Annotated in this window: 22 protein-coding genes and 1 pseudogene; 12 read left to right on the top strand and 11 right to left on the bottom strand. The window is 73.1% G+C overall.

Annotated elements, in window-relative coordinates:
* Positions 1-9 precede the first annotated feature (9 nt).
* Both JK359_RS21260 and JK359_RS21255 read right to left on the bottom strand, forming a co-directional pair.
* On the bottom strand, positions 10-1,242 hold the full coding sequence (locus tag JK359_RS21260; protein ID WP_201837878.1) for an RICIN domain-containing protein: 1,233 nt from the start codon (positions 1,240-1,242) through the stop codon (positions 10-12).
* 98 nt (positions 1,243-1,340) lie between these two features.
* The gene (locus JK359_RS21255; protein WP_201837876.1) at positions 1,341-1,892 is read right to left on the bottom strand and encodes a VanZ family protein; all 552 of its coding nucleotides are present in this window, start codon (positions 1,890-1,892) and stop codon (positions 1,341-1,343) included.
* A 239-nt stretch (positions 1,893-2,131) separates the two neighbouring features.
* Here JK359_RS21255 and JK359_RS21250 point away from each other — a divergent pair, with 239 nt between their 5' ends.
* From JK359_RS21250 to JK359_RS21225, 6 genes are read left to right on the top strand one after another with little or no spacing between them, the layout of a single operon-like run.
* Positions 2,132-2,326, top strand: coding sequence for a hypothetical protein (locus JK359_RS21250; protein WP_201837874.1), 195 nt, complete (start codon positions 2,132-2,134; stop codon positions 2,324-2,326).
* Positions 2,323-2,775, top strand: coding sequence for an MrpF/PhaF family protein (locus tag JK359_RS21245; RefSeq protein ID WP_201837872.1), 453 nt, complete (start codon positions 2,323-2,325; stop codon positions 2,773-2,775). The genes JK359_RS21250 and JK359_RS21245 overlap by 4 nt, the downstream gene beginning before the upstream one ends.
* A 57-nt stretch (positions 2,776-2,832) precedes the next feature.
* Positions 2,833-3,093 (top strand): Na(+)/H(+) antiporter subunit B, encoded by a 261-nt coding sequence (locus JK359_RS21240; RefSeq protein WP_201837870.1) that lies wholly within the window; start codon positions 2,833-2,835, stop codon positions 3,091-3,093.
* A complete protein-coding gene (locus JK359_RS21235) occupies positions 3,090-3,827 on the top strand; it encodes an MnhB domain-containing protein (RefSeq protein ID WP_201837868.1) in 738 nt (245 codons plus the stop codon). Before JK359_RS21240 ends, JK359_RS21235 begins: the two co-directional genes overlap by 4 nt.
* A 52-nt stretch (positions 3,828-3,879) precedes the next feature.
* Positions 3,880-4,227, top strand: coding sequence for a sodium:proton antiporter (locus tag JK359_RS21230; RefSeq protein WP_201837993.1), 348 nt, complete (start codon positions 3,880-3,882; stop codon positions 4,225-4,227).
* A complete protein-coding gene (locus JK359_RS21225) occupies positions 4,227-5,993 on the top strand; it encodes a complex I subunit 5 family protein (protein ID WP_201837866.1) in 1,767 nt (588 codons plus the stop codon). Before JK359_RS21230 ends, JK359_RS21225 begins: the two co-directional genes overlap by 1 nt.
* A gap of 10 nt (positions 5,994-6,003) precedes the next feature.
* On the opposite strand, the gene JK359_RS21220 is transcribed toward JK359_RS21225, so the two are convergent.
* From JK359_RS21220 to JK359_RS21200, 5 genes and pseudogenes are all read right to left on the bottom strand, one after another.
* Positions 6,004-6,654 carry a DUF4230 domain-containing protein gene (locus JK359_RS21220; RefSeq protein ID WP_201837864.1) on the bottom strand — a complete coding sequence of 217 codons (651 nt, stop codon included), beginning with the start codon at positions 6,652-6,654 and terminating at the stop codon, positions 6,004-6,006.
* Positions 6,655-6,765: 111 nt separating this feature from the next.
* Positions 6,766-7,146, bottom strand: a complete 381-nt coding sequence (locus JK359_RS21215) for an anti-sigma factor antagonist (RefSeq protein WP_307788211.1) — start codon at positions 7,144-7,146, stop codon at positions 6,766-6,768.
* Between the two features lie 132 nt (positions 7,147-7,278).
* Positions 7,279-7,542 (bottom strand): annotated as a pseudogene (locus tag JK359_RS21210) (zinc-binding dehydrogenase); the annotation flags it as partial.
* A 105-nt stretch (positions 7,543-7,647) separates the two neighbouring features.
* The gene (locus JK359_RS21205; protein ID WP_201837862.1) at positions 7,648-9,273 is read right to left on the bottom strand and encodes an amidohydrolase; all 1,626 of its coding nucleotides are present in this window, start codon (positions 9,271-9,273) and stop codon (positions 7,648-7,650) included.
* Positions 9,263-10,831, bottom strand: coding sequence for an APC family permease (locus JK359_RS21200; RefSeq protein ID WP_372445452.1), 1,569 nt, complete (start codon positions 10,829-10,831; stop codon positions 9,263-9,265). Before JK359_RS21200 ends, JK359_RS21205 begins: the two co-directional genes overlap by 11 nt.
* Positions 10,832-10,954: 123 nt before the next feature.
* Here JK359_RS21200 and JK359_RS21195 point away from each other — a divergent pair, with 123 nt between their 5' ends.
* Genes JK359_RS21195 through JK359_RS21185 form a run of 3 tightly spaced genes read left to right on the top strand, consistent with a single transcriptional unit; the run spans position 10,955 to position 12,629 of the window.
* Complete coding sequence (locus tag JK359_RS21195) at positions 10,955-11,686, top strand: TetR/AcrR family transcriptional regulator (RefSeq protein ID WP_201837860.1); 732 nt, start codon at positions 10,955-10,957, stop codon at positions 11,684-11,686.
* 32 nt (positions 11,687-11,718) lie between these two features.
* Positions 11,719-12,183 carry a pyridoxamine 5'-phosphate oxidase family protein gene (locus JK359_RS21190; RefSeq protein ID WP_201837858.1) on the top strand — a complete coding sequence of 155 codons (465 nt, stop codon included), beginning with the start codon at positions 11,719-11,721 and terminating at the stop codon, positions 12,181-12,183.
* Positions 12,184-12,236: 53 nt separating this feature from the next.
* On the top strand, positions 12,237-12,629 hold the full coding sequence (locus JK359_RS21185; protein ID WP_201837857.1) for a VOC family protein: 393 nt from the start codon (positions 12,237-12,239) through the stop codon (positions 12,627-12,629).
* Between the two features lie 262 nt (positions 12,630-12,891).
* Here the strand turns inward: JK359_RS21185 and JK359_RS21180 are convergent, their stop codons facing one another.
* Together JK359_RS21180 and JK359_RS21175 are read right to left on the bottom strand one after the other, a co-directional pair.
* Positions 12,892-13,194 carry a DUF4235 domain-containing protein gene (locus tag JK359_RS21180; RefSeq protein WP_201837855.1) on the bottom strand — a complete coding sequence of 101 codons (303 nt, stop codon included), beginning with the start codon at positions 13,192-13,194 and terminating at the stop codon, positions 12,892-12,894.
* Positions 13,195-13,222: 28 nt separating this feature from the next.
* Positions 13,223-14,239 (bottom strand): glutathione S-transferase family protein, encoded by a 1,017-nt coding sequence (locus tag JK359_RS21175; protein WP_201837853.1) that lies wholly within the window; start codon positions 14,237-14,239, stop codon positions 13,223-13,225.
* Positions 14,240-14,382: 143 nt separating this feature from the next.
* Here JK359_RS21175 and JK359_RS21170 point away from each other — a divergent pair, with 143 nt between their 5' ends.
* Positions 14,383-15,441, top strand: coding sequence for a cation diffusion facilitator family transporter (locus tag JK359_RS21170; RefSeq protein WP_307788210.1), 1,059 nt, complete (start codon positions 14,383-14,385; stop codon positions 15,439-15,441).
* Between the two features lie 80 nt (positions 15,442-15,521).
* On the opposite strand, the gene JK359_RS21165 is transcribed toward JK359_RS21170, so the two are convergent.
* Complete coding sequence (locus JK359_RS21165; RefSeq protein ID WP_201837851.1) at positions 15,522-15,971, bottom strand: nitroreductase family deazaflavin-dependent oxidoreductase; 450 nt, start codon at positions 15,969-15,971, stop codon at positions 15,522-15,524.
* Positions 15,972-16,257: 286 nt separating this feature from the next.
* Between JK359_RS21165 and JK359_RS21160 the strand changes: the two genes are divergently transcribed.
* Positions 16,258-17,478, top strand: coding sequence for a cytochrome P450 (locus JK359_RS21160; protein ID WP_201837849.1), 1,221 nt, complete (start codon positions 16,258-16,260; stop codon positions 17,476-17,478).
* A gap of 12 nt (positions 17,479-17,490) precedes the next feature.
* A complete protein-coding gene (locus JK359_RS21155; RefSeq protein ID WP_201837847.1) occupies positions 17,491-17,691 on the top strand; it encodes a ferredoxin in 201 nt (66 codons plus the stop codon).
* 69 nt (positions 17,692-17,760) lie between these two features.
* Here JK359_RS21155 and JK359_RS21150 read toward each other — a convergent pair whose 3' ends face one another.
* Positions 17,761-18,606 (bottom strand): hypothetical protein, encoded by an 846-nt coding sequence (locus JK359_RS21150; RefSeq protein ID WP_201837845.1) that lies wholly within the window; start codon positions 18,604-18,606, stop codon positions 17,761-17,763.
* Between the last annotated feature and the right edge of the window lie 149 nt (positions 18,607-18,755).

The raw sequence follows: 18,755 nt of genomic DNA, 5'->3' as shown, positions 1-18,755 counted from the left end.
GCCGACGGCTCAGCCGACCGTCCACTTCTGGTTCGCGCCGCCCGTGCAGGTCCAGATCTGCAGCCGGGTCCCGTTGGCCGAGTTGTTGCCGGTGACATCGAGGCACTTGTCCGCCTGCGGGTTGACGATGTCGTGCGCCCCGGTGACGGTCCACTTCTGGTTGGGGCCGCCGGTGCAGTCCCACAGCTGGACGGCCGAACCGTCCGCCGTGCCGTTGCCCGTCACGTCCAGGCATTTGCCGAGCGCCCGGAGCGTGCCGTCCGGGCCGGCCGTCCACGCCTGCGCACCGGTGCCGTTGCAGTCGTAGAGCTGGACCGGGGTGCCGTTCGCCGGGTTCGCACCGGCCACGTCGACGCACTTGCCGGCGAGTCCCCGGACCGGTACGCCGCCGGCGTTGTCGCTCGTCGTCACCGAGACGGAGTCCACCACCAGCTGCTGCGGAAATCGGGTGGAGCCGTCGGGGTCACCGGGCCAGTAGCCGCCGACCGCGAGGTTCAGGATCAGGAAGAACGGCTTGTTGTCGTACACCCAGGTCCTGCCGCCCAGGTCGGCGGGTGTGCGGCGCTCGTAGACGTTGCCGTCGACGGACCAGGTGATCGAGCCGGGGGCCCAGTCGATCGCGAAGGTGTGGAAGGCGTCCGCGAAGGCCTGGCCGCCGGGCAGGCTGTAGGCGGCGCCTATGCCGCCCGAGCCGGAGTAGCCGGGGCCGTGGATGGTGCCGTGCACGGTCGACGGCTCGAAGCCGACGTTCTCCATGACGTCGATCTCGCCCGAGTCCGGCCAGTTCACCGGCGTGCCGAGCATCCAGAAGGCGGGCCACATGCCCTGCCCGCGCGGGATCTTCATCCGGGCCTCGACGTGCCCGTAGGTGGCGTGGAACTTGCCGGCCGTGTTCAGCCGGGCCGAGGTGTACTGGCAGCTGCCGTACCAGCACTGGTACCCGGCCGGGTTCTCCTTGCGGGCCGTGATCACCAGGTGTCCCTGGCCGTCCAGGGCCGCGTTCTTCGTTCCCGGGGTGTAGTACTGCCGCTCGTGGTTGTTGACGTTGTCGCCGGTCTCCAGGGTCCACTTCGACGCGTCGACCGGCGAGCCGGCGGGGCCGTCGAAGGTGTCCGAGAAGGTGGCGACGGCCGCCGCCGGGGCGGCGGTCTCCGCGCGGGCCGGACCGACGGCGGCGGAGCCGGCCAGTACCGCGGACAGGGCGGCGAACAGACATCTGCGGAGCAGGCGCGGGGAGGCCATGGCTCTCCGTTCGGTGGGGGGCGAGAGAGTTGCGCCTCTTGATTTAAGGAATGAGATAAGGAGCCGTCAATACTCTGGTACAGACCTGATGCTGACGATCACTCGGCCGACGGCCGGTGCACCCGCCGGTGCACCCCGCGCCCGAGGCGACGCCCCAGCAGCAGCCAACCCACCAGCGCACCGGTGGTGTTCAGGATGACGTCGTCGATGTCGAAGGCGCGCCCGGTGACCAGTGCCCCCTGGACCAGCTCCACCATGAGCATCACGAGCGCCGTGAGCGCCAGTACCTGGAGCACCCCTCGGGCCCGCGGGGCGAGGACCGGCACCAGCACCCCGAACGGCACGCCGAGCAGCACGTTCCCGCCGACCTGCCGGAGCGTGTCCCGCAGCGAGGCCTGCTCCAGGTAAGCCCTCAGTGAGCGCCCCGGATGCAGATTGCTGTGCGTCAGGTGCACCGACGCGGGCGACGGCTGGAGGGTGATCCGGGCCAGGACGACGGCGAACGCCACCATGAACGCGAAGGCGACGAGTACCGCCAGCAGCCGCACGGGAAGCGGCCAGGCGTGCCGCGCGGCCCGGTCCTCCCCAGCCGGTTGCCGCCTCCGGGCGGTGCGCAGCACCGCGGGCAGACGTAGGGCGGTACGGGCCATCGGGTCCTCCAGTCGTCAATTCGCCGGTGTCCCAGACCGGTTACCCGCCGTACGGTCCGGGATGCGCCGTCCGGACGGTGCCGGGTGCACCCCGGTGGTTTCCGTGCACGCTCCCGGGGCACTCCCGGTCCGGACCCGCGTGCCGCCGCTCCGCCACGGGCCGGCGGTGCTTGGATGCCCCTGCGGCGCTCCGGACACGTCGCCGCACACGCGTGCGCTGCGGACCGAGGAGGTGCTGGATGACCCGTCGTACGGCTCCCCGCGCGGTCCTCCTCGCCCTCGCTGAACTGCTGGCCTGGTGGGCGGCGCTGGCGTTGCTGTGGCTGGTGCTCATCACGAGCGTCGACACGCTGGAGCGGATCGTCGGTGCGAGCTGCGCCGCCGTGGGAGCGCTGCTGGCCCGGGCCGGCCGGCGGGCGGTGACCTGGCGGTGAACGGCTGGATCCTGGCGGCGACCGTCGGACTGGGCGGGGGAGGGGCGGCCGCCCTGTGGGGCGTGACCACCGGCTCGCCGGGGCGCCGGGTCATCGCCCAGAACCTCACCACGTCGGCCGTGTGCCCCGCCCTGCTGCTCCTCTCCCAGGGCTACGGCCGCCCCGCCTACGTCGACCTCGCCCTGCTCATGGCCCTGCTGGGCCCGGTCGGCACCCTCGTCTTCGCCCGGCTGCTCGCCGACGACCTGGCGGACGAACGGCCGAGCGCCTGGGGGCTGACCTGGGCGGCGGCGGGACTCGCCGCGGCCGTCGTGATCGCGCTGTGCGTGGCCGGCGGACCTGGCCGGGCCATGGTGAAGCTGCTGGTGATCGGAGCCCTGCTGATCGGCGGCAACGTGATCGCCTCGCGGGCGCTGGCGGGCGGCTTCCGGGAGGTGCGCGGTGGCTGAGGCGCTGCCGGAACGGGGCCGGCACCGGGCGGCCGGCGCACCACGAGGAGGTGCACCGTGTCCGACGCGGTGATCACCGTGTCCCTGCTGCTGGTGGCCGGCTGCGCCACCGCGGCGGTCGTCCAGCGCGACCCGGCCCGCCAGGCGCTCGTCCTGTCCGTGCTCGGGGCGGTGCTCGCCGTCCTGTTCACCGTGCTCCAGGCACCGGACGCCGGCCTGTCCCAGCTCGCCGTCGGCTCCGCCCTGACCCCCCTGCTGATCATGCTGTGCGTGCGCAAGGTCCGGCGGCGCGGCCGGACGAAGGACGGTGCCCGGTGAACCGGCTGCGGCTGTGGCTGCTGGCCGTCGGCGGCGCGGGCCTGGCCGCCCTGCTGGTGGCCGCCTGCCTCGACCTGCCCGCCTTCGGCGGCCGGTGGCACCCCTACGGCGACCGGGCCGTGCAGGCCTCCCTCGACCGGCACATCGCCAACACCATCGCCTCCGTCAACTTCGACCAGCGCGCCTACGACACCCTCGGCGAGATCAGCATCCTGTTCGCCGCCGTCCTCGGCTGCGTGGTCCTCCTGCGCGAGGCCCGCGACGAGCACCGGGCCCCGCCCGAACCCGCCGAGGTGGCCCGCCCGGTGCGCCGGTACGCGCTCCTGGTGCTGCCCGTCGCCCTGGTCACCGGTCTCTACGTCATCGCCCACGGCCAGCTCAGCCCCGGCGGCGGCTTCCAGGGCGGAGTCGTCGCCGCGACCGCCCTGCACCTGCTCTACCTCGGCGCCGACTACGGCGCCCTGGAACGCGTCCGTCCGCTCGGCGTCTACGAGGCCTCCGACTCGCTCGCCGTCTGCGCCTACCTCGTGCTGGGCCTCGCCGGAGTGCTGGCCGGCACCGCGTTCCTGGCCAACACCCTGCTGCCCTACGGCACCTTCAACACCCTGTCCTCCGGCGGCACCGTCCCCCTGCTGAACGCCGCCGTCGGTATGGAGGTGGCCAGCGCGGTCGTCGTCCTGCTCGCCCACTTCCTCGACCAGGCCGTCGAGATCGAGGAGGAGCACGGAAGTTGAACGCACGGCAGTCGAACAACCGGGAAGGAGAACACGGGAGGTGAACACCGCGATGCACGTCCTTCCGTACCTGGTCGCCGTCTACGTCTTCCTGACGGGCTGCTACGGCCTCGCCACCAGCCGGAACCTCATCCACGCCGTCGGCTGTCTCGCCGTCTGCCAGTCCGCCACCTACGTCCTGCTGCTGGCGGTCGGCTACCGGGACGGCGCCACCGCGCCCGTCTTCTCGGACATCGAGCCCGGCTCCCGGCCCGTGGTCGACCCGGTGGTGCAGGCCCTCACCCTCACCGACATCGTCGTCGGCGCCACCGTCACCGCGCTGCTGCTCGCCCTCGTCCTGCAGATCGCCAAACGGCACGGCACGGTCGACCCCGACGAACTCCGGGAGCTGCGCGGCTGATGCACCACCTGCTCCCGCTGCTCGTGGCGCTCCCGCTGCTCGGCGCCGCCGTGCTGGTGGCCACCGGCCGCCACCTGCCCCGGATCGCCGCCGAGATCACCGGCTTCGCGGTCTCCGGCGGTACGGCCGCCCTCGCCGTCGTGCTGCTGCTCGACTCCTCGCCGCCCATGGTCGAATGGGTCGGCGGCTGGCTGCCCGTCGGCGGCGAGAGCGTCGGCATCCTCGTGGTCGGGGACGGGCCGGCGCTCGGCATGGCCACGCTGGTGTCCCTGCTCACGCTCGCCGCCCTCGCCTACTCGTGGCGCTACTTCGACCAGCCCCCGCACGGCCGCACCGGCACGTTCACCGCGCTGATGCTGGTGTTCCAGGGCGGCATGTGCGGATTCGCCATCGCCGGGGACCTGTTCAACGCGTTCGTGTTCTTCGAGCTGATGAGCGTCACCGCCTACGCGCTCACCGGCTACCGCATCGACGAGGCCAAGGCCGTACAGGGCGCCCTGACCTTCGGTGTCGTCAACTCCCTGGGCGCCTACGCCATGCTGATGGGCATCGCCCTGCTGTACGCCCGCACCGGGGAACTGGCCATGACGAAGATCGGCCGCGGCCTCGACAGCGCGGCCGGGCAGGGCGGGCCGGACGCGCTGGTCCTCGCCTCCTTCGTGCTGGTGCTGACCGGGCTGCTGGTGAAGGCCGCGGCCGTGCCCTTCCACTTCTGGCTCCCGGACGCGCACGCCGTCGCGCCCACTCCCGTCTGCATGCTGCTCTCCGGCGTCATGGTGGAACTGGGCGCCTACGGCGTCTGGCGCGTGTACGGCACCGTCTTCGCCGGACCCGGTGGCATCCCCGCCGCCGACCTGACGCGGGCGCTGGTGACCCTCGGCGCCGTCACCGCGGCCGTCGGCGCCGTCATGTGCTGGTACCAGCGGCACATCAAGCGGCTCCTCGCCTACTCCACCGTCGCCCACACCGGCCTGTTCGTCATCGGCCTCGGCATCCTCACCCCCGAGGGCGACGACGGCGTCGCCCTGTACATGCTCGGGCACGCCGGGGTGAAGGCCGCCCTGTTCGCCTGCGCCGGTGTCCTCCTGGACCGGTTCGGCAGCGTCGACGAGCATGCGCTGCACGGGCGGGCCGGGCAACTGCGTGCCACCGGGGTGATGTTCGGCATCGGGGCCCTCGGCCTCGCGGGACTGCCGACCTTCGGCACCGGGCTCGGCAAGGCGATCACCGAGGAGGCGGTCGGCGGCCCGCTCACCGTGGTCTTCGTGGCCGCCTCCGCGGTCACCGCCGGAGCCGTGCTGCGCGTCACCGCCCGCGTGTTCCTTGGCCTCGGGCCGCGCCCGGAGGACGCCGAGTACGAGACCAGCGGCTCCGACGAGGAGCCCGAGACCCCGGGCCTGCTCGGCCGGATCCCGGACACCATGACGATCGTGCCCGCTGTGCTGCTCGCCGCCGCCCTCGCCGTGGGGTCGGTCCCGGGCTTCGGGGAGCTGGTGGCCCGATACGTCAACGAGACCGGCTCGGGCGGTGCCCACGTCTCCGTGCACTGGACACTGCACGGCGCGGTGCTGGGCGTGGCCTCCACGGTGCTTGCCGCGGCCCTCGCCGCCCTCGCCGTGACCCGCCCGCGCTGGGTGGCCGCACCCGACTGGGCCGCGCCCCTCAGGCGACTGCAGTCCGGGCACGTCGGCGACTACGTGGCCTGGCTGCTGGTGGGCGCCACGGTGCTGGGGGCGCTGGCCCTGCCGGGGGTGCTGGGCGGCTGACCGGCACCCCTCAGGTGCCGTACGAGATGTGCACCTCCTTGAAGCCGAGGGAGCGCAGCAGGCCCTGCAGCATGCCGGTGGTGTTGCTCTCGGCCCGGGCGGTCAGCCCGCTGCCGCGGGCCGCCTCGCCGATGTGCCGCACGGCGAGCCGCTGCACGGCCTGCTCGCTGTTGGGGTTGTCCGAGAACAGGTCGCCGAGCCGGTCCAGCAGGCCGCGCTGCTTGGAGACGGCGTAGGAGTGGTCGGGGTCGAGGGCCGGCCGACCGAGCCGGGCGTGCGGCAGCCGGAGCGTGGCGGACGTGCGGTCACCGTTGACGGTCACGTCCTTCTCCTCGACCCGGCCGAGGTCGACGTAGGCGTCCACGGTGCCCGCACCGACGTACAGGGTGCGGGTGCCGCGGATCGCGTCCGGCAGGAACTTCGCGTCCTTCTCCAGGTCCACGACGACCTGGAAGTTGCCGGACGCGGCGTCGTAACGGCTCATGTCCTGCACGGACTTGAGGAGTGCGGGTCCGGAGCGGTCATGGGTCTCGGTGCCGAACAGGTCCCGGACGCCCGGCAGTACGGCCAGCCGGATTCCGGCGAACAGCACGACGAGCACGAGCACGAGTGCGGCCAGGACCTTGGCCCAGCCGGGCAGGTGTCTGACGGAAGTCGTCATCGCGACGGTCCTCCTTCCTGCTGACCGGATTCCCGCCGACGGCCGTACCAGACCGGCGAGTCCCCGGGAGCCGGAGGACCGGCGCGTTCGCCCCCGGCCGGGCAGCCGGCCTCACAGCGAGCCGGACGCGGCCCCGGAGCGGGCCAGGGCCGCGTCCACGCTCGGGTGCGGGGGCAGCAGCCGGGACAGTCCGGTGACCCGGAACACGCGCAGCGTCAGCGGATGCGTGCACACCACAAGCAGCTGCCCGCCGCGCTCCAGCACCCGGGCGCGGGCCCGGTAGAGCAGCCGCAGACCCGAACAGTCGAAGAACTCCACCGGCCGCAGGTCGATCACGACCCGGGCGCCGGGCCGGTCGGTCTCCCGGTCCAGGTGCGGGACGATCTCGACCGCCGCGAGGATGTCGATCTCGCCCCGGAACTCCAGCACCGTGTGACCCCGGAACGCGTACATGCCCAGCTGCCGGGTGAGAGGTACGGGCTCCTGTCGCACCGCGGCACCACCTCCCACCCGCGCCCGGACGTCGGTTCCCCGATCGTCAAGTTACCCTCGATGGAAGGAATTTGAGCATGTTCGATTGACATATGTCTTCGAGTTTGGCGCGTGTCGCCCCGTGGGCTTCGCTCAGTCCGCGAGCAGGACCAGCTTGCCCGTGGTGCGGCCGGTGTCGCCCAGTTCATGCGCCTTCGCGGCGTCCGCGAGCGGGAAGGTCCCGGCGATCGTCGCCTTCAGCTTCCCGGACCCCGCCGGTTCCGCGATCGCCTCCATCCCGGACCGGTCGGCGTCCACCCGCATCCGTACCGCCCGGACGCCCAGCCGCTCGGCCTCCTCGTAGAAGTCCGCCGAGCCCACGGGCAGGACCGACACCACGACACCGCCCGGCCGCAGGGGACACCGCCCCCCCGGGCACCGGCCCCCCCGGGCACCGGTCCCCCGGGCACCCGTCGCGGCGTCAGTCGGCGGCGTACACCCGCCCGGGCACCCGTCCCGGCGTCACCCGGCGGCGTACACCCGCTCACCCCCCACGTACGTGAGCGCCACCCGGGTCTGCGCGATCGCCTCCGGCGGCCCGGCGAACGGGTCGCGGTCCAGCACCACCAGGTCGGCAAGCGCCCCCACGGCCACCCGGCCGCCGTCGTCCAGGTGATTCACGTACGCCGACCCGGCCGTGTAGGCAGTCAGCGCGTCCGTGAGGCTCAGCCGCTCGTCCGGCAGGAACACCGGCCCGGTGCCGCCCGGCTCGACCCGGTTGACCGCGACATGGATGCCCTGGAGCGGATCGGGGCTGCTCACCGGCCAGTCGCTGCCCGCCGCGAGCCGCGCCCCGGAGCGCAGCAGCGCCCCGAACGGGTACTGCCGGGCGGCCCGCTCCGCCCCGAGGAAAGGGATCGTCAACTCGTCCATCTGCGGCTCGTGCGCGGCCCACAGCGGCTGGATGTTGGCGGTGGCGCCGAGCCGGGCGAACCGCGGCACGTCGTCCGGGTGCACGACCTGGAGGTGCGCCAGGTGCGGCCGGGTGTCGCACGGCCCGTTCGCGGCCCGGGCCGCCTCGACCGCGTCCAGCGCGTCCCGCACCGCCCGGTCGCCCAGCGCATGGAAGTGGCACTGGAAGCCGAGCGCGTCCAACTCGGTCACGTAGGCGGGCAGTCGCGCCGGATCGATGAAGCTCTTGCCACGGTTGGCGGTGGCGCAGCCGCACCGGTCCAGATACGGGTCGAGCAGCGCGGCCGTGTGGTTCTCGGCGACACCGTCCAGCATCAGCTTCACCGTGCCCGCCCGGAACCGGCCGTGGCTCGACACGGCCCGCTTCTCCACGAGTTCGGGGATCTGCTCGGCCCCGCGGTCCCGGTCCCACCACAGGGCGCCCACGACCCGAGCGGTGAGCGAACCGTCCCGGGCCGCGGTGAGATACGCCTCGGCCGGGTCGTCCATGCCGAGGAAGTCACCGACCAGCGCGTCCTGCCAGCCGGTGATGCCGAGCGCGTGCAGATGCCGCTGTGCGTGCAGCAGCGCGGCCAGCCGGTCGGCCGCCGTGGCGGGCGGGGTGAGCCGGCCGACGAGCTGCATCGCCCCTTCCTGGAGCGTGCCGCTCGGCGCCCCGGACGCGTCCCGCTCGATCCGTCCGTCGGCCGGGTCCGGCGTGTCCCGGTCGATGCCGGCCAGCTCCAGCGCGCGGCTGTTGACCCAGGCGCCGTGGTGATCCCGGTTGGGCAGGTACACCGGCCGGTCCGGCACGACCGCGTCCAGCAGCTCCTTCGCCGGTGTACCGCCCGTGAACGCCTCCATCGACCAGCCGCCGCCCAGGATCCACTCCCGCTCCGGGTGTGCGTCGGCGTAGGCGCGGACGGCGGCCACGGTGTCCTCGGCCGTGGTGCGATCGCTCAGGTCGCATTGGGACAGTTCCAGGCCGGCCGGCACGGGATGGACGTGCGCGTCCTGGAAGCCCGGCAGCAGCAGCCGCCCGGCCAGCTCGACCACCTCCGTCCGCGGCCCGGCCAGCATGCGCAGGTCCGCGCCGCCCACAGCGGTGATACGGCCCGCGGTGACGGCCACGGCGGTCGCGGCACGGCCCTCGGGGGTGAGGACGGGGCCGCCGGTGAACAGCAGGTCAGCGTGCATGGTGTCTTTCCTCGAAGGGTCGGTCGGAGACGGTGAGAAGCCCGGGCGACGCGGCGTCGGTGCCGGTTCCGGTGCGGAAGTACGGTGATCTGCGCACCCACTTGGCCCACGCGGCCACCGCGAACCCGGACGCGATCATCACGACCGGCATGAGCAGCAGGAACCAGCCGTTGTCCGCGCGGAGTTCGAGATGGTCGGCGGAGCGGTAGAAGGACCGGCAGAGACAGCCGCCGAGCCCGAGCAGCGCCAGCGCGCTCAGCACGGGCAGCAGCACCGCCCGTACTCCCTGCCGCCAGTCCTCCCGCAGCAGGCCGCGGAAGCGCACGGCGGCGGCGAGCGCGGTGAGGGCGTAGGACAGGGCGACGACGATGCCCACCGCGTTCACGATCGCGTCGATCATGTCGGCGAGGCGCGGGATCACCAGCGCCCCCGCCGCCACCGCGACGGCCAGCGCCCCGATCAGCAGCGTGCCGGCCGCCGGTGTCCCGTACCGGGCGCTGATCTTGGACCACACGGGTCCGAGGGTACGGTCCCGGCTCATCGCGAACATGCCGCGCGCCGCCGGGATCACCCCGGCCTGGAGCGAGGCCACCGCCGAGAACATCAGCGCCACCAGCGGCAGCGCGGCCAGCGGCCGGTCGGCCAGCCGGTCCCCGTAGTACGCCAGCCCCTGCGCGCCGTGACCGGCCAGTTGCTGCGGTGACAGCACCCGCTGGAAGGCGACCGAGCCCAGCAGGAACAGCCCGAGCATGGTCACCAGGGTGATGGTCCCGGCCCGGGAGGCGTCTGCGGGATCCCGCACCTCCTCGTTGACCGTGAACGCTGCCTCGAATCCCCAGTAGCAGAACACCGAGAGCAGCAGGCCCTGCGCCAGCGCGGTCGCCGAGGGGATCGCGAAGGGATCGAACCAGGAGAGGCTGAAGGAGTGCGGTCCGGTGACGATGCCGTAGCCGCAGAAGCCGAGCAGGACGACGTACTCGAACACCAGCAGCCAGGTCTGCAGCCGGGCCGCCGCGCGGACACCGGTCACCGCGGTCACGGTGACCGCGACCAGGACGACGACCCCCACCGCGGTCGTCTGCGCGGTCGAGTCCGGGTCCAGGCCCAGCGAGCCGACCCGGTGCAGGCCGGCCTCCCCGGCCAGCTGCAGCAGCGCCGAACCCGTGACCGCCGTGGTGTACGCGAGGAAGGCCACGCTCGCGACGAAGTTCACCCAGCCGACCATGAAGCCGAGCCAGGGGCTCAGCGAACGGCCCACCCAGACGTAGCCGTTGCCGGCGTTCGGCTCCACCCGGTTCAGCCGGGAGAAGGCCCCGGCGATGCCCAGCACCGGTACGAACGCCAGCAGCATGATCGCCGGCAGGTGCGGGCCGACCACCCCGGCGGTCACCCCGAGGCCGATGCCGATACTGGTGGTCGCCGCCGTACTGGACGCGGCGACGGCGACACCGTCCACCACGCTCAGGGACCTGCGCAGCCCGGGCCCGGCAGGCCCCGGCCCGGACACGGCCGAGGGCCCCGGGGGCGGGGGATCGACTCCGAGAGGTCTGTCGCTCACGCCGGCTCTCCCTCGCACCGCGGGGGCCCTCGTCGGCCCCGGTGACCGCACATGAAACTGCCGGGGCGCTTAACAGGTCAACGGTGTTGTCATAAGGTGCCGGGCACGTCCCAGGGAGGCCCCATGTCCGAACGAGTCGTCCCGCCCACCGCCCGGCAGCGCCGCCGGCCCACGAAACAGGGCGTCGTGCTGTCCGAGGAGCTGATCGTCGGGACCGCCCTGCGGCTGATCGAGGAGCACGGGGCGGACGCCCTCTCCGTGCGCCGCCTCGGCCGCGCCCTCGGCGCCGATCCCAGCTCCCTCTACCGGTACTTCCGGCACACCGACGACCTGATGCTCGCCGTCGCCGACGAGCTGATCGGCCGCACCCTGCGCACCTGGCGGCCCACCGGCGACTGGGTGGCCGACCTGCGCGACCTGGGGCTGCGCATGCACGCCGGCGCGCTGGCGCACCCCCGGGCGGCGACCCTCGCCGCACACCGCGTCACCGGGCGCGCGCACGAGATCCGGGCCGTGGAGAGCATCCTGGGCGTACTGCGCCGGGCCGGGTTCCCGGACCGGGAGGCGGTGCGGATCTACCACGCGTTCGTGGACCAGGCCCTCGCCTTCGGCGCCCTGGACTCCGCGGGCACCGCCCTGCCCCGGGCCGCCCGGGAGGCCGAGACGCAGGTGTGGCGGACCACCTACGGCCGGCTGCCCGCCGAGACCCACCCGCACATCGCGGCCACCGCCCGCCACCTCGTGGCCACCATGCGCGTCAGTTCGTACCCGGCCGCGCTGGACCTGTTCCTCACCGCCGCCCGGACACACCTCGGGCAACTCCGTGCGCGGACCGGGGCCTCCCGTCCACACTGATCCTGACGATCACTCAGAGGAGGCCGTACGCCATGACCCCGCCCCCCGCCCGGACCGCCGAGCAGCGCAAGAAGGACACCCTCCACCGGCTGGACAACGACGTCGACGCCTGGGTCGCCACCGCGGCACCCGACGGCGGTGCCCCGTACCTCGTACCGCTGTCGTTCGTGTGGGACGGCCTCTCGCTGCTGATCGCCACCCCGGCCGAGAGCCCCACCGGCCGCAACCTCGTGGCCACCGGCACGGCCCGGCTCGGCATCGGCCCGACGCGGGACGTCGTCATGGTCGAGGGCACCGTCCGGGCGGTGACGCCCGAGGACCTGGCCGAGGAGGACGCCGAGGTCTTCGCCGGGAAGACCGGCTTCGACCCGCGCCAACTGTCCACCCGTTACCTGTACTTCTTCGTCCTGCCGCAGCGCATCCAGGCCTGGCGCGAGGCGAACGAGCTGGACGGGCGCGAGCTGATGCGCGACGGGGAGTGGCTGGTCGCCGACTGAATCCGACGGCCCGGGATATCCGCTGGGGGAGAGGACACATCCCGGGAGGACCCATGGCACTGGTGAAAGCGGGCGTGGTCGTGCTGGACTGCGCCGAGCCCGAGAAACTCGCCGAATTTTACAGGGAGTTGCTGGAGGGGGAGCGGACCCACACGTCCGCGAACCTCGTGGAGGTCCGCGGCGCCGACGGTGTCCGGCTCGCCTTCCGGCGCGACGTGAACGCGACCCCGCCCAGCTGGCCGCGGCCGGAGAACTCCCTGCAGGCGCATCTCGACTTCCTCGTCGAGGACCTGGACGAGGCCGAGCGCCGGGTGGTGGGGCTCGGCGGCCGGCCGATCGAGACGAGGGACGCGGCGGGACCGTACGAGGAACGCGGCTACTCCGACCCCGCCGGCCACTCTTTCACCCTGCGCCTGCTGCCCCCGACGGCACCGAAACAAGGCTGACGGCCACCGGCGGCACGCGCCGCCCGGCACCGGCGGGCGGGGCCGGCCCGGCGCAGCGGCAGGCCGGCCCCGGTTCAGGACGGGCCCGGGTTCAGGACGGGCCCGGGTTCAGGACGGGCCCGGGTTCAGGACAGGACCGGGTTCAGGACCGGCGCCGGGGTGCAGTTCCGGCCCCGGTCCGGGGCAGGTCCCGGGGTTCAGGACCTGCCCCCGGAGGACCTGCCCCCGGAGGACCTGCCCCCGGAGGACCTGCCCGCGGGGTTCAGTCCCGGCCGCCCTTGTCCGTCGTCGGCCACACGCCCGTCGAGCGGGCGATGGCCTTGGCGCCCGTGCGGTCCACCGCACTGCGCACCACCGCGAAGATCGCGCCCTGAACGGCCGCGGCCAGCAGGATCTCGCCCCAGCCGCGGTCCGGGTCGAGAGCGTCCGGCGCGTCGTCCTCGTGCCGGATTGCCTTCCACGCCTTGCGGAAGGCCATTCCGGCCAGCGCGCCGCTCGCCCAGCTGAGCACGAATCCGACCGGCTGGTAGGCAAGAGGGAGCTTCTTCTTCTTGTTCTTGGCCATGGGTGACTACTTCCTCCTCAGGCTGTCCTCATGCGGGCCGTCCTTGCGCGGGCACCCGTTCGCCCGGCGGCACCGGTCCGGGCGGCGTGCCGTCCCCGAACGGCCGGCCGCCCAGCTCCGCACGGTGGTGCGGGCTCAGCCAGCCCCCGAGATCCGGTCCGACCGGCACGATGCCGGTGGGGTTGATACCGGTGTGCACCTGGTAGTAGTGCCGCTTGATGTGGTCGAAGTCGACCGTGTCGCCGAAGCCCGGGGTCTGGAAGAGGTCCCGGGCGTACGCCCAGAGCACCGGGTGCTCCGTCAGCTTCCAGCGGTTGCACTTGAAGTGGCCGTGATAGACGGCGTCGAACCGCACCAGCGTGGTGAACAGCCGGATGTCCGCTTCCGTGAGGGTGTCGCCGACCAGATACCGCTGCCCGGACAGCCGCTCACCGAGCAGTTCCAGCCGCCGGAACACGGCCGTGCACGCCTCCTCGTACTCCTTCTGGTGCGTGGCGAACCCGGCACGGTACACCCCGTTGTTGACGTCGGCGTACACCTCGGCCATCACCTGGTCGATCTCCCCGCGTCGCGCGGCCGGGTACAGCTCCGGCGCACCGGAGCGGTGCAGGGCCGTCCACTCGGTGGCCAGGTCCAGGGTGATCCGCTGGAAGTCGTTGGTGACCAGCCGCCCGCTCGGGACGTCCACGATCGCGGGCACGCTCACCCCGCCCGGGTAGCCGGTCTCCCGCCGGTCGTACGCCTCACTGAGGAACCGGATGCCGAGCACCGGGTCCCGGTCGTCCGGATCCAGCGTGAACCGCCAGCTGCGGTCGTCCTGGACCGGATCGGCGATCCCCATCGAGAGCGCGTCCTCCAGCCCCAGCAGCCGGCGCGAGATCACCGCCCGGCTCGCCCACGGACAGGCACGGGAGACCACCAGCCGGTAGCGGTCCGCCTGCACCGGCCAGCCGTCCCGGCCGTCGGCGGTGATCCGGTCCGCGAAGTGACTCCGGGACCGGCGGAAGGTCCGGTGGCCGTAGGCCTTGTTGCCGTCGCCGCCCATGTCTCCTCCTCGCTGCCCGGGACCTCTCGGGCAACGCGTTCCCCGTTTCGCGCCGCCCGCACGGTGTGATCCGCCCGGTCGCGGGCAGTCGGCGAAGGGTGAGCGGGACACCTTCGGAACGGGAGACGGCCGCACCGGCGGCCGTGAACAGCGGAACGGCACCGGCGCGGGCCCCAGGTCGGGAGGCGCCGTCGCCCGGGAGCACGGAACGGAACACACCACCGGAACGGCACGGCGCGGCCGGGCCCGCCTCCGACCGGCACACCAAGGTCACCGTCCTCGTGGCGCTCGTCGCCAACCTGGTGATCGCCGTGGCCAAGGCGGTCGGCGGTGTTCTCGCGGCCTCGCCGGCACTGCTGTCGGAGGCCGCGCACTCCGTCGCCGACAGCCTCAACGAGGTGTTCCTGCTGGCCGCGCTGCGCCGCAGCCGCCGCCCCGCCGACACCCGGCACCCCTTCGGCTACGGCAAGGAACGCTTCTTCTGGTCCCTGCTCGCCGCCGTGGGCATCTTCGTCATGGGCGGCTGCTTCTCCTTCTTCCAGGGCTTCGAGGCCCTGCGCAACGGCGCCGAGGAGAGGTTCAGCGGCTATGTGGCGGGCCTGATCGTGCTGGGCGTCGCCCTTGTCGCCGAGGGCGCCTCGCTGCTGCGCGCGCTGCACCAGGTGCGCCGGCAGGGCGGCGGCCTCGGCGCACTGCGCGACCCCGCCCTGCGCACGGTCGTGGCCGAGGACGGCACGGCGGTGCTCGGTGTGACCCTCGCCCTGATCGGGATGGCCCTGCACATGGTGACAGGACAGGTCGTGTGGGAGGCGTCCGCCTCGCTGGCGATCGGCGTGCTGCTGGTCTACGTCGCCTACCGGCTCGGCTCCGACGCCCGCGACCAGCTGATCGGGGAGGCCGCCGACCCGGAGCTGAGCGGCAGGATCCACGCGCTGCTGCGGGCGCAGCCGGAGATCGACAGCGTGGAGGCCCTGTTCACGATGAAGATGGGCCTCGACTCCACGCTGGTCGCCGCCCGGATCGACCTGGTGCCGGGGCTGGACAGCGAGCGTGTGGAGGAGGTCTCGGTACGCATCAAGGGCTCCCTCGCCCGGACCTTCCCCGGCGCCGACCAGATCTTCCTCGACGTCACCGACAGCGACCGGCCGGCCGACGGGGCACAGGAGAGCCCCGCCGCGACGGGGGAACGCGGCGGGGCCTGACGCACGAGTGCCCGCCCGGAAGCCGGTTCACACGTCCCCCGGAACAGATTTTTCTGAGACGGGGCACCCGACGGCCTGAATCAGCTCGCTCCGAGCGGCTCCAGCACGAAGACGGGGATCTCTCGTGAGGTCTTCTCCTGGTACTCGGCGTACGGGGGGAACGCGGCCACGGCCCGCTCCCACCACGCCGCCTTCTCCGCCCCGGTGACCTCACGGGCCCGCATGTCCTGCTTGACCGGCCCGTCCTGAAGCTCCACGTGCGGGTCGGACTTGACGTTGAAGTACCAGACCGGGTGCTTGGGCGCACCACCCAGCGAGGCGACCGCCGCGTACCGGCCCTCGTGCTCCACCCGCATCAGCGGGGTCTTGCGGATCTTGCCGCTCCTGGCGCCCCGGGTGGTCAGCACGATCACCGGCAGACCGGTGTCCCGCAGCGTCGTCCCCTTCGTCCCGCCGGAACTCTCGTACAACTCGACCTGCTCGCGCACCCACTGCGTCGGGCTGGGCTCGTACTCGCCCTCAAGAGGCATGGGATCCGTCCCCTTCGCTTCGTCGCTTCTGCTGTGGTCCGTCACCGGCCTCAACACCGGTGGCCGCACGATTCATCCGTACCGCGAACCGCGTCCGCCGATGCGGTGATCACCAACCGGACCGCAGGGCGCGGGCCCGCGGCCGGATTCCGCCCCTCCTACCCCCGGTGCTTCGGACAGATCACGCGCATCCCCCGACTGGCCGAACTTTCCGTCGACCCATAGGTGCCTGGGGCATCTAATGAAGATCGGCACGACGCACTCCTTTCGTCTGCGAGGTCTTCCCATGACGGAACTGACGGACGCCACCGGCCCGGCCGAACCCGTCGCCTTCCCCCAGGACCGCACCTGCCCCTACCACCCGCCCACCGGATACGACCCGCTGCGCGACGGGCGAGCCCTGTCCCGCGTCACGCTCTACGACGGCCGTGAGGCCTGGCTGGTCACCGCATACGCAGCCGCCCGCGCCCTGCTCGCCGACCCCCGCCTGTCCTCCGACCGCCGCCTCCCCGGCTTCCCCTCGCCCACGCCCCGCTTCGAGGCCGCCCGCTACCGCAAGGTGGCCCTGCTCGGGGAGGACGACCCCGAGCACCAGCGGCAGCGGCGGATGATGATCCCGGCGTTCACCGTCAAACGCGCCACCGCACTGCGCCCCACCATCCAGCGGACCGTGGACGGGCTGCTGGACGCCATGATCGCCCAGGGACCCCCCGCCGAGCTGGTCTCGGCCTTCGCGCTGCCCGTGCCGTCGATGGTGATCTGCGGCCTGCTCGGCGTGCCGTACGCCGACCACGAGTTCTTCGAGGAACAGTCCCGCAGACTGCTGCGCGGCCCGACGGCCGACGACACCGAGGCCGCCCGCGAACGGCTCGAGGATTACCTCGGCGGGCTCGTCGACGCCAAGGCGAAGGAACCGGAACCCGGCGACGGCATCCTCGACGAGATCGTCCACCAGCGGCTGCGCACGGGTGAACTCGAGCGCTCCGACGCCGTCTCACTGGCCGTCATCCTGCTCGTCGCCGGCCACGAGACGACCGCCAACATGATCTCCCTCGGCACCTACACCCTCCTCCGGCACCCCGGCCGCCTCGCCGAGCTGCGCGCCGACCCGGGGCTGCTGCCCGCGACCGTGGAGGAGCTGCTGCGCATGCTGTCCATCGCGGAGGGGCTGCAGCGCGTGGCGGTGGAGGACATCGAGATCGCCGGCACGACGATCCGGGCCGGCGAGGGCGTGCTCTTCGCGACCTCGGTGATCAACCGCGACACGGCCCAGTACGACGACCCCGACGCCCTGGACCTGCACCGCCCCGCCCTGCACCACCTGGCCTTCGGCTTCGGCATCCACCAGTGCCTGGGCCAGAACCTGGCCCGCGCGGAACTGGAGATCGCCCTCGGCAGCCTCGTCACCCGGCTGCCCGGGCTGCGGCTGGCCGCCCCGGCCGACGCCATTCCGTTCAAACCCGGCGACACGATCCAGGGGATGCTGGAACTCCCCGTCACCTGGTAAGAGGCTCTGCGCATGCATATCGACATCGACAAGGACGTCTGCATCGGCGCCGGACAGTGCGCGCTGGCCGCGCCGGGCGTCTTCACCCAGGACGACGACGGCTACAGCACCCTCGTGCCCGGCCACGAGAACGGCACGGGCGACCCGATGGTCCGGGAGGCCGCCCGCGCCTGCCCGGTGAGCGCCATCACCGTGCGGGACAGCACCGGCTGACACCCCGGCAGCACACGTACGCCCCACGGGCCGGCCGGGCCTGTGGGGCGTACCTGTGCCGCCGGGACGCTAGCGGCAGGTGAGCGTCGGCCCGGGCAGCATGGCGCCGGTGTACAGCGCCTGGCCCTTCGGGATCCAGTACCCGAGCTTCGACACCACCGTGGAGCACTTCGACCCGACGATGATCCGGACCCGCACCTTCTCCGGGTGGCCCGGCTGGAGTTCGGTCAGCGCGCAGTCCAGGGAGTGTGCCAGCCGGGTCTTCGCCGGGTGCCGGCCGACCAGCGGGTTGACACAGCGGGCGTCGGCCGACGCGATCCGCACGCCCGTGCCCGCCTGTCCGATGAGCCCGAACCGTGCGCTGCCGTCACCCTCCTCGCTGTCCCGGCGGATCGTGTACGTCAGCGTGGTCGTGGCACCCCGGCGCAGGACCGTCCGGTCGACGGTGACGGCATGCGTCGGCTTCGCCTTGGGCGCGGTCAGCGACAGCGTGGCCTGCACCGTGCCCGTCAGGTCGACACCGGCGGGCTTGGACCGCACCCGCACGGTGGCCGTGACCTCGTACGTCCCCGGGCCCCCGTAGTCCCCCCCACCGGGCAGGGTGCCCGAGGCGACCGTCCGGCCGGCCCGCCGGGCCTTCCAGGTGCCTTCCGTGCGGCAGCTGAACCGGACCCGCATGCCGGCCCGCCTGCAGGTCGCCGGTGCCGAGAGGACCAGCTGCGGGGTGCCGCTGCCCGCGCACAGACTGACCACGGCCTGCTGGCCGTGGGCCCCGCGCAGTGTGCCGGCGACCTCGCACAGCGTGGCCGGAGCCTCGGGTGCCGGTGCGGACCGCCCCCAGGCGGGCGTGACGAGGGCCAGCGGCAGCAGCGCCGCCCCGGCCAGGGCTCTCAGGGTGGTGGGACGTGTCGGCACCGCGTTCCTCCCGGGCGGCCGAGACCGGCCGGGCGCCGGTCGTCTGCGCCGAGAATGAGCCGACCGTACGACAATCCGTCAGCTCCCACGCCGGACGGTCACCTGAGGGCAGCAACGGGCCGCCCGCACCGGTGGACCGGTCCGGCCGC

This window comes from Streptomyces actinomycinicus (assembly GCF_016741775.1).
GTDB classification, from domain to species: Bacteria; Actinomycetota; Actinomycetes; order Streptomycetales; family Streptomycetaceae; genus Streptomyces; species Streptomyces actinomycinicus.
Note: the sequence above shows the minus strand (reverse complement) of the source record. Positions and strands in the feature narration are given on the sequence as shown.

Excerpts from the sequence above, each read along its gene's own strand:
- JK359_RS21260 (WP_201837878.1), bottom strand. The coding sequence starts at position 1,242 with ATGGCCTCCCCGCGCCTGCTCCGCAGATGTCTGTTCGCCGCCCTGTCC.
- JK359_RS21255 (WP_201837876.1), bottom strand. The coding sequence starts at position 1,892 with ATGGCCCGTACCGCCCTACGTCTGCCCGCGGTGCTGCGCACCGCCCGG.
- JK359_RS21250 (WP_201837874.1), top strand. The coding sequence starts at position 2,132 with ATGACCCGTCGTACGGCTCCCCGCGCGGTCCTCCTCGCCCTCGCTGAA.
- JK359_RS21230 (WP_201837993.1), top strand. The coding sequence starts at position 3,880 with ATGCACGTCCTTCCGTACCTGGTCGCCGTCTACGTCTTCCTGACGGGC.
- JK359_RS21225 (WP_201837866.1), top strand. The coding sequence starts at position 4,227 with ATGCACCACCTGCTCCCGCTGCTCGTGGCGCTCCCGCTGCTCGGCGCC.
- JK359_RS21220 (WP_201837864.1), bottom strand. The coding sequence starts at position 6,654 with ATGACGACTTCCGTCAGACACCTGCCCGGCTGGGCCAAGGTCCTGGCC.
- JK359_RS21205 (WP_201837862.1), bottom strand. The coding sequence starts at position 9,273 with ATGCACGCTGACCTGCTGTTCACCGGCGGCCCCGTCCTCACCCCCGAG.
- JK359_RS21195 (WP_201837860.1), top strand. The coding sequence starts at position 10,955 with ATGTCCGAACGAGTCGTCCCGCCCACCGCCCGGCAGCGCCGCCGGCCC.
- JK359_RS21190 (WP_201837858.1), top strand. The coding sequence starts at position 11,719 with ATGACCCCGCCCCCCGCCCGGACCGCCGAGCAGCGCAAGAAGGACACC.
- JK359_RS21185 (WP_201837857.1), top strand. The coding sequence starts at position 12,237 with ATGGCACTGGTGAAAGCGGGCGTGGTCGTGCTGGACTGCGCCGAGCCC.
- JK359_RS21180 (WP_201837855.1), bottom strand. The coding sequence starts at position 13,194 with ATGGCCAAGAACAAGAAGAAGAAGCTCCCTCTTGCCTACCAGCCGGTC.
- JK359_RS21175 (WP_201837853.1), bottom strand. The coding sequence starts at position 14,239 with ATGGGCGGCGACGGCAACAAGGCCTACGGCCACCGGACCTTCCGCCGG.
- JK359_RS21165 (WP_201837851.1), bottom strand. The coding sequence starts at position 15,971 with ATGCCTCTTGAGGGCGAGTACGAGCCCAGCCCGACGCAGTGGGTGCGC.
- JK359_RS21160 (WP_201837849.1), top strand. The coding sequence starts at position 16,258 with ATGACGGAACTGACGGACGCCACCGGCCCGGCCGAACCCGTCGCCTTC.
- JK359_RS21155 (WP_201837847.1), top strand. The coding sequence starts at position 17,491 with ATGCATATCGACATCGACAAGGACGTCTGCATCGGCGCCGGACAGTGC.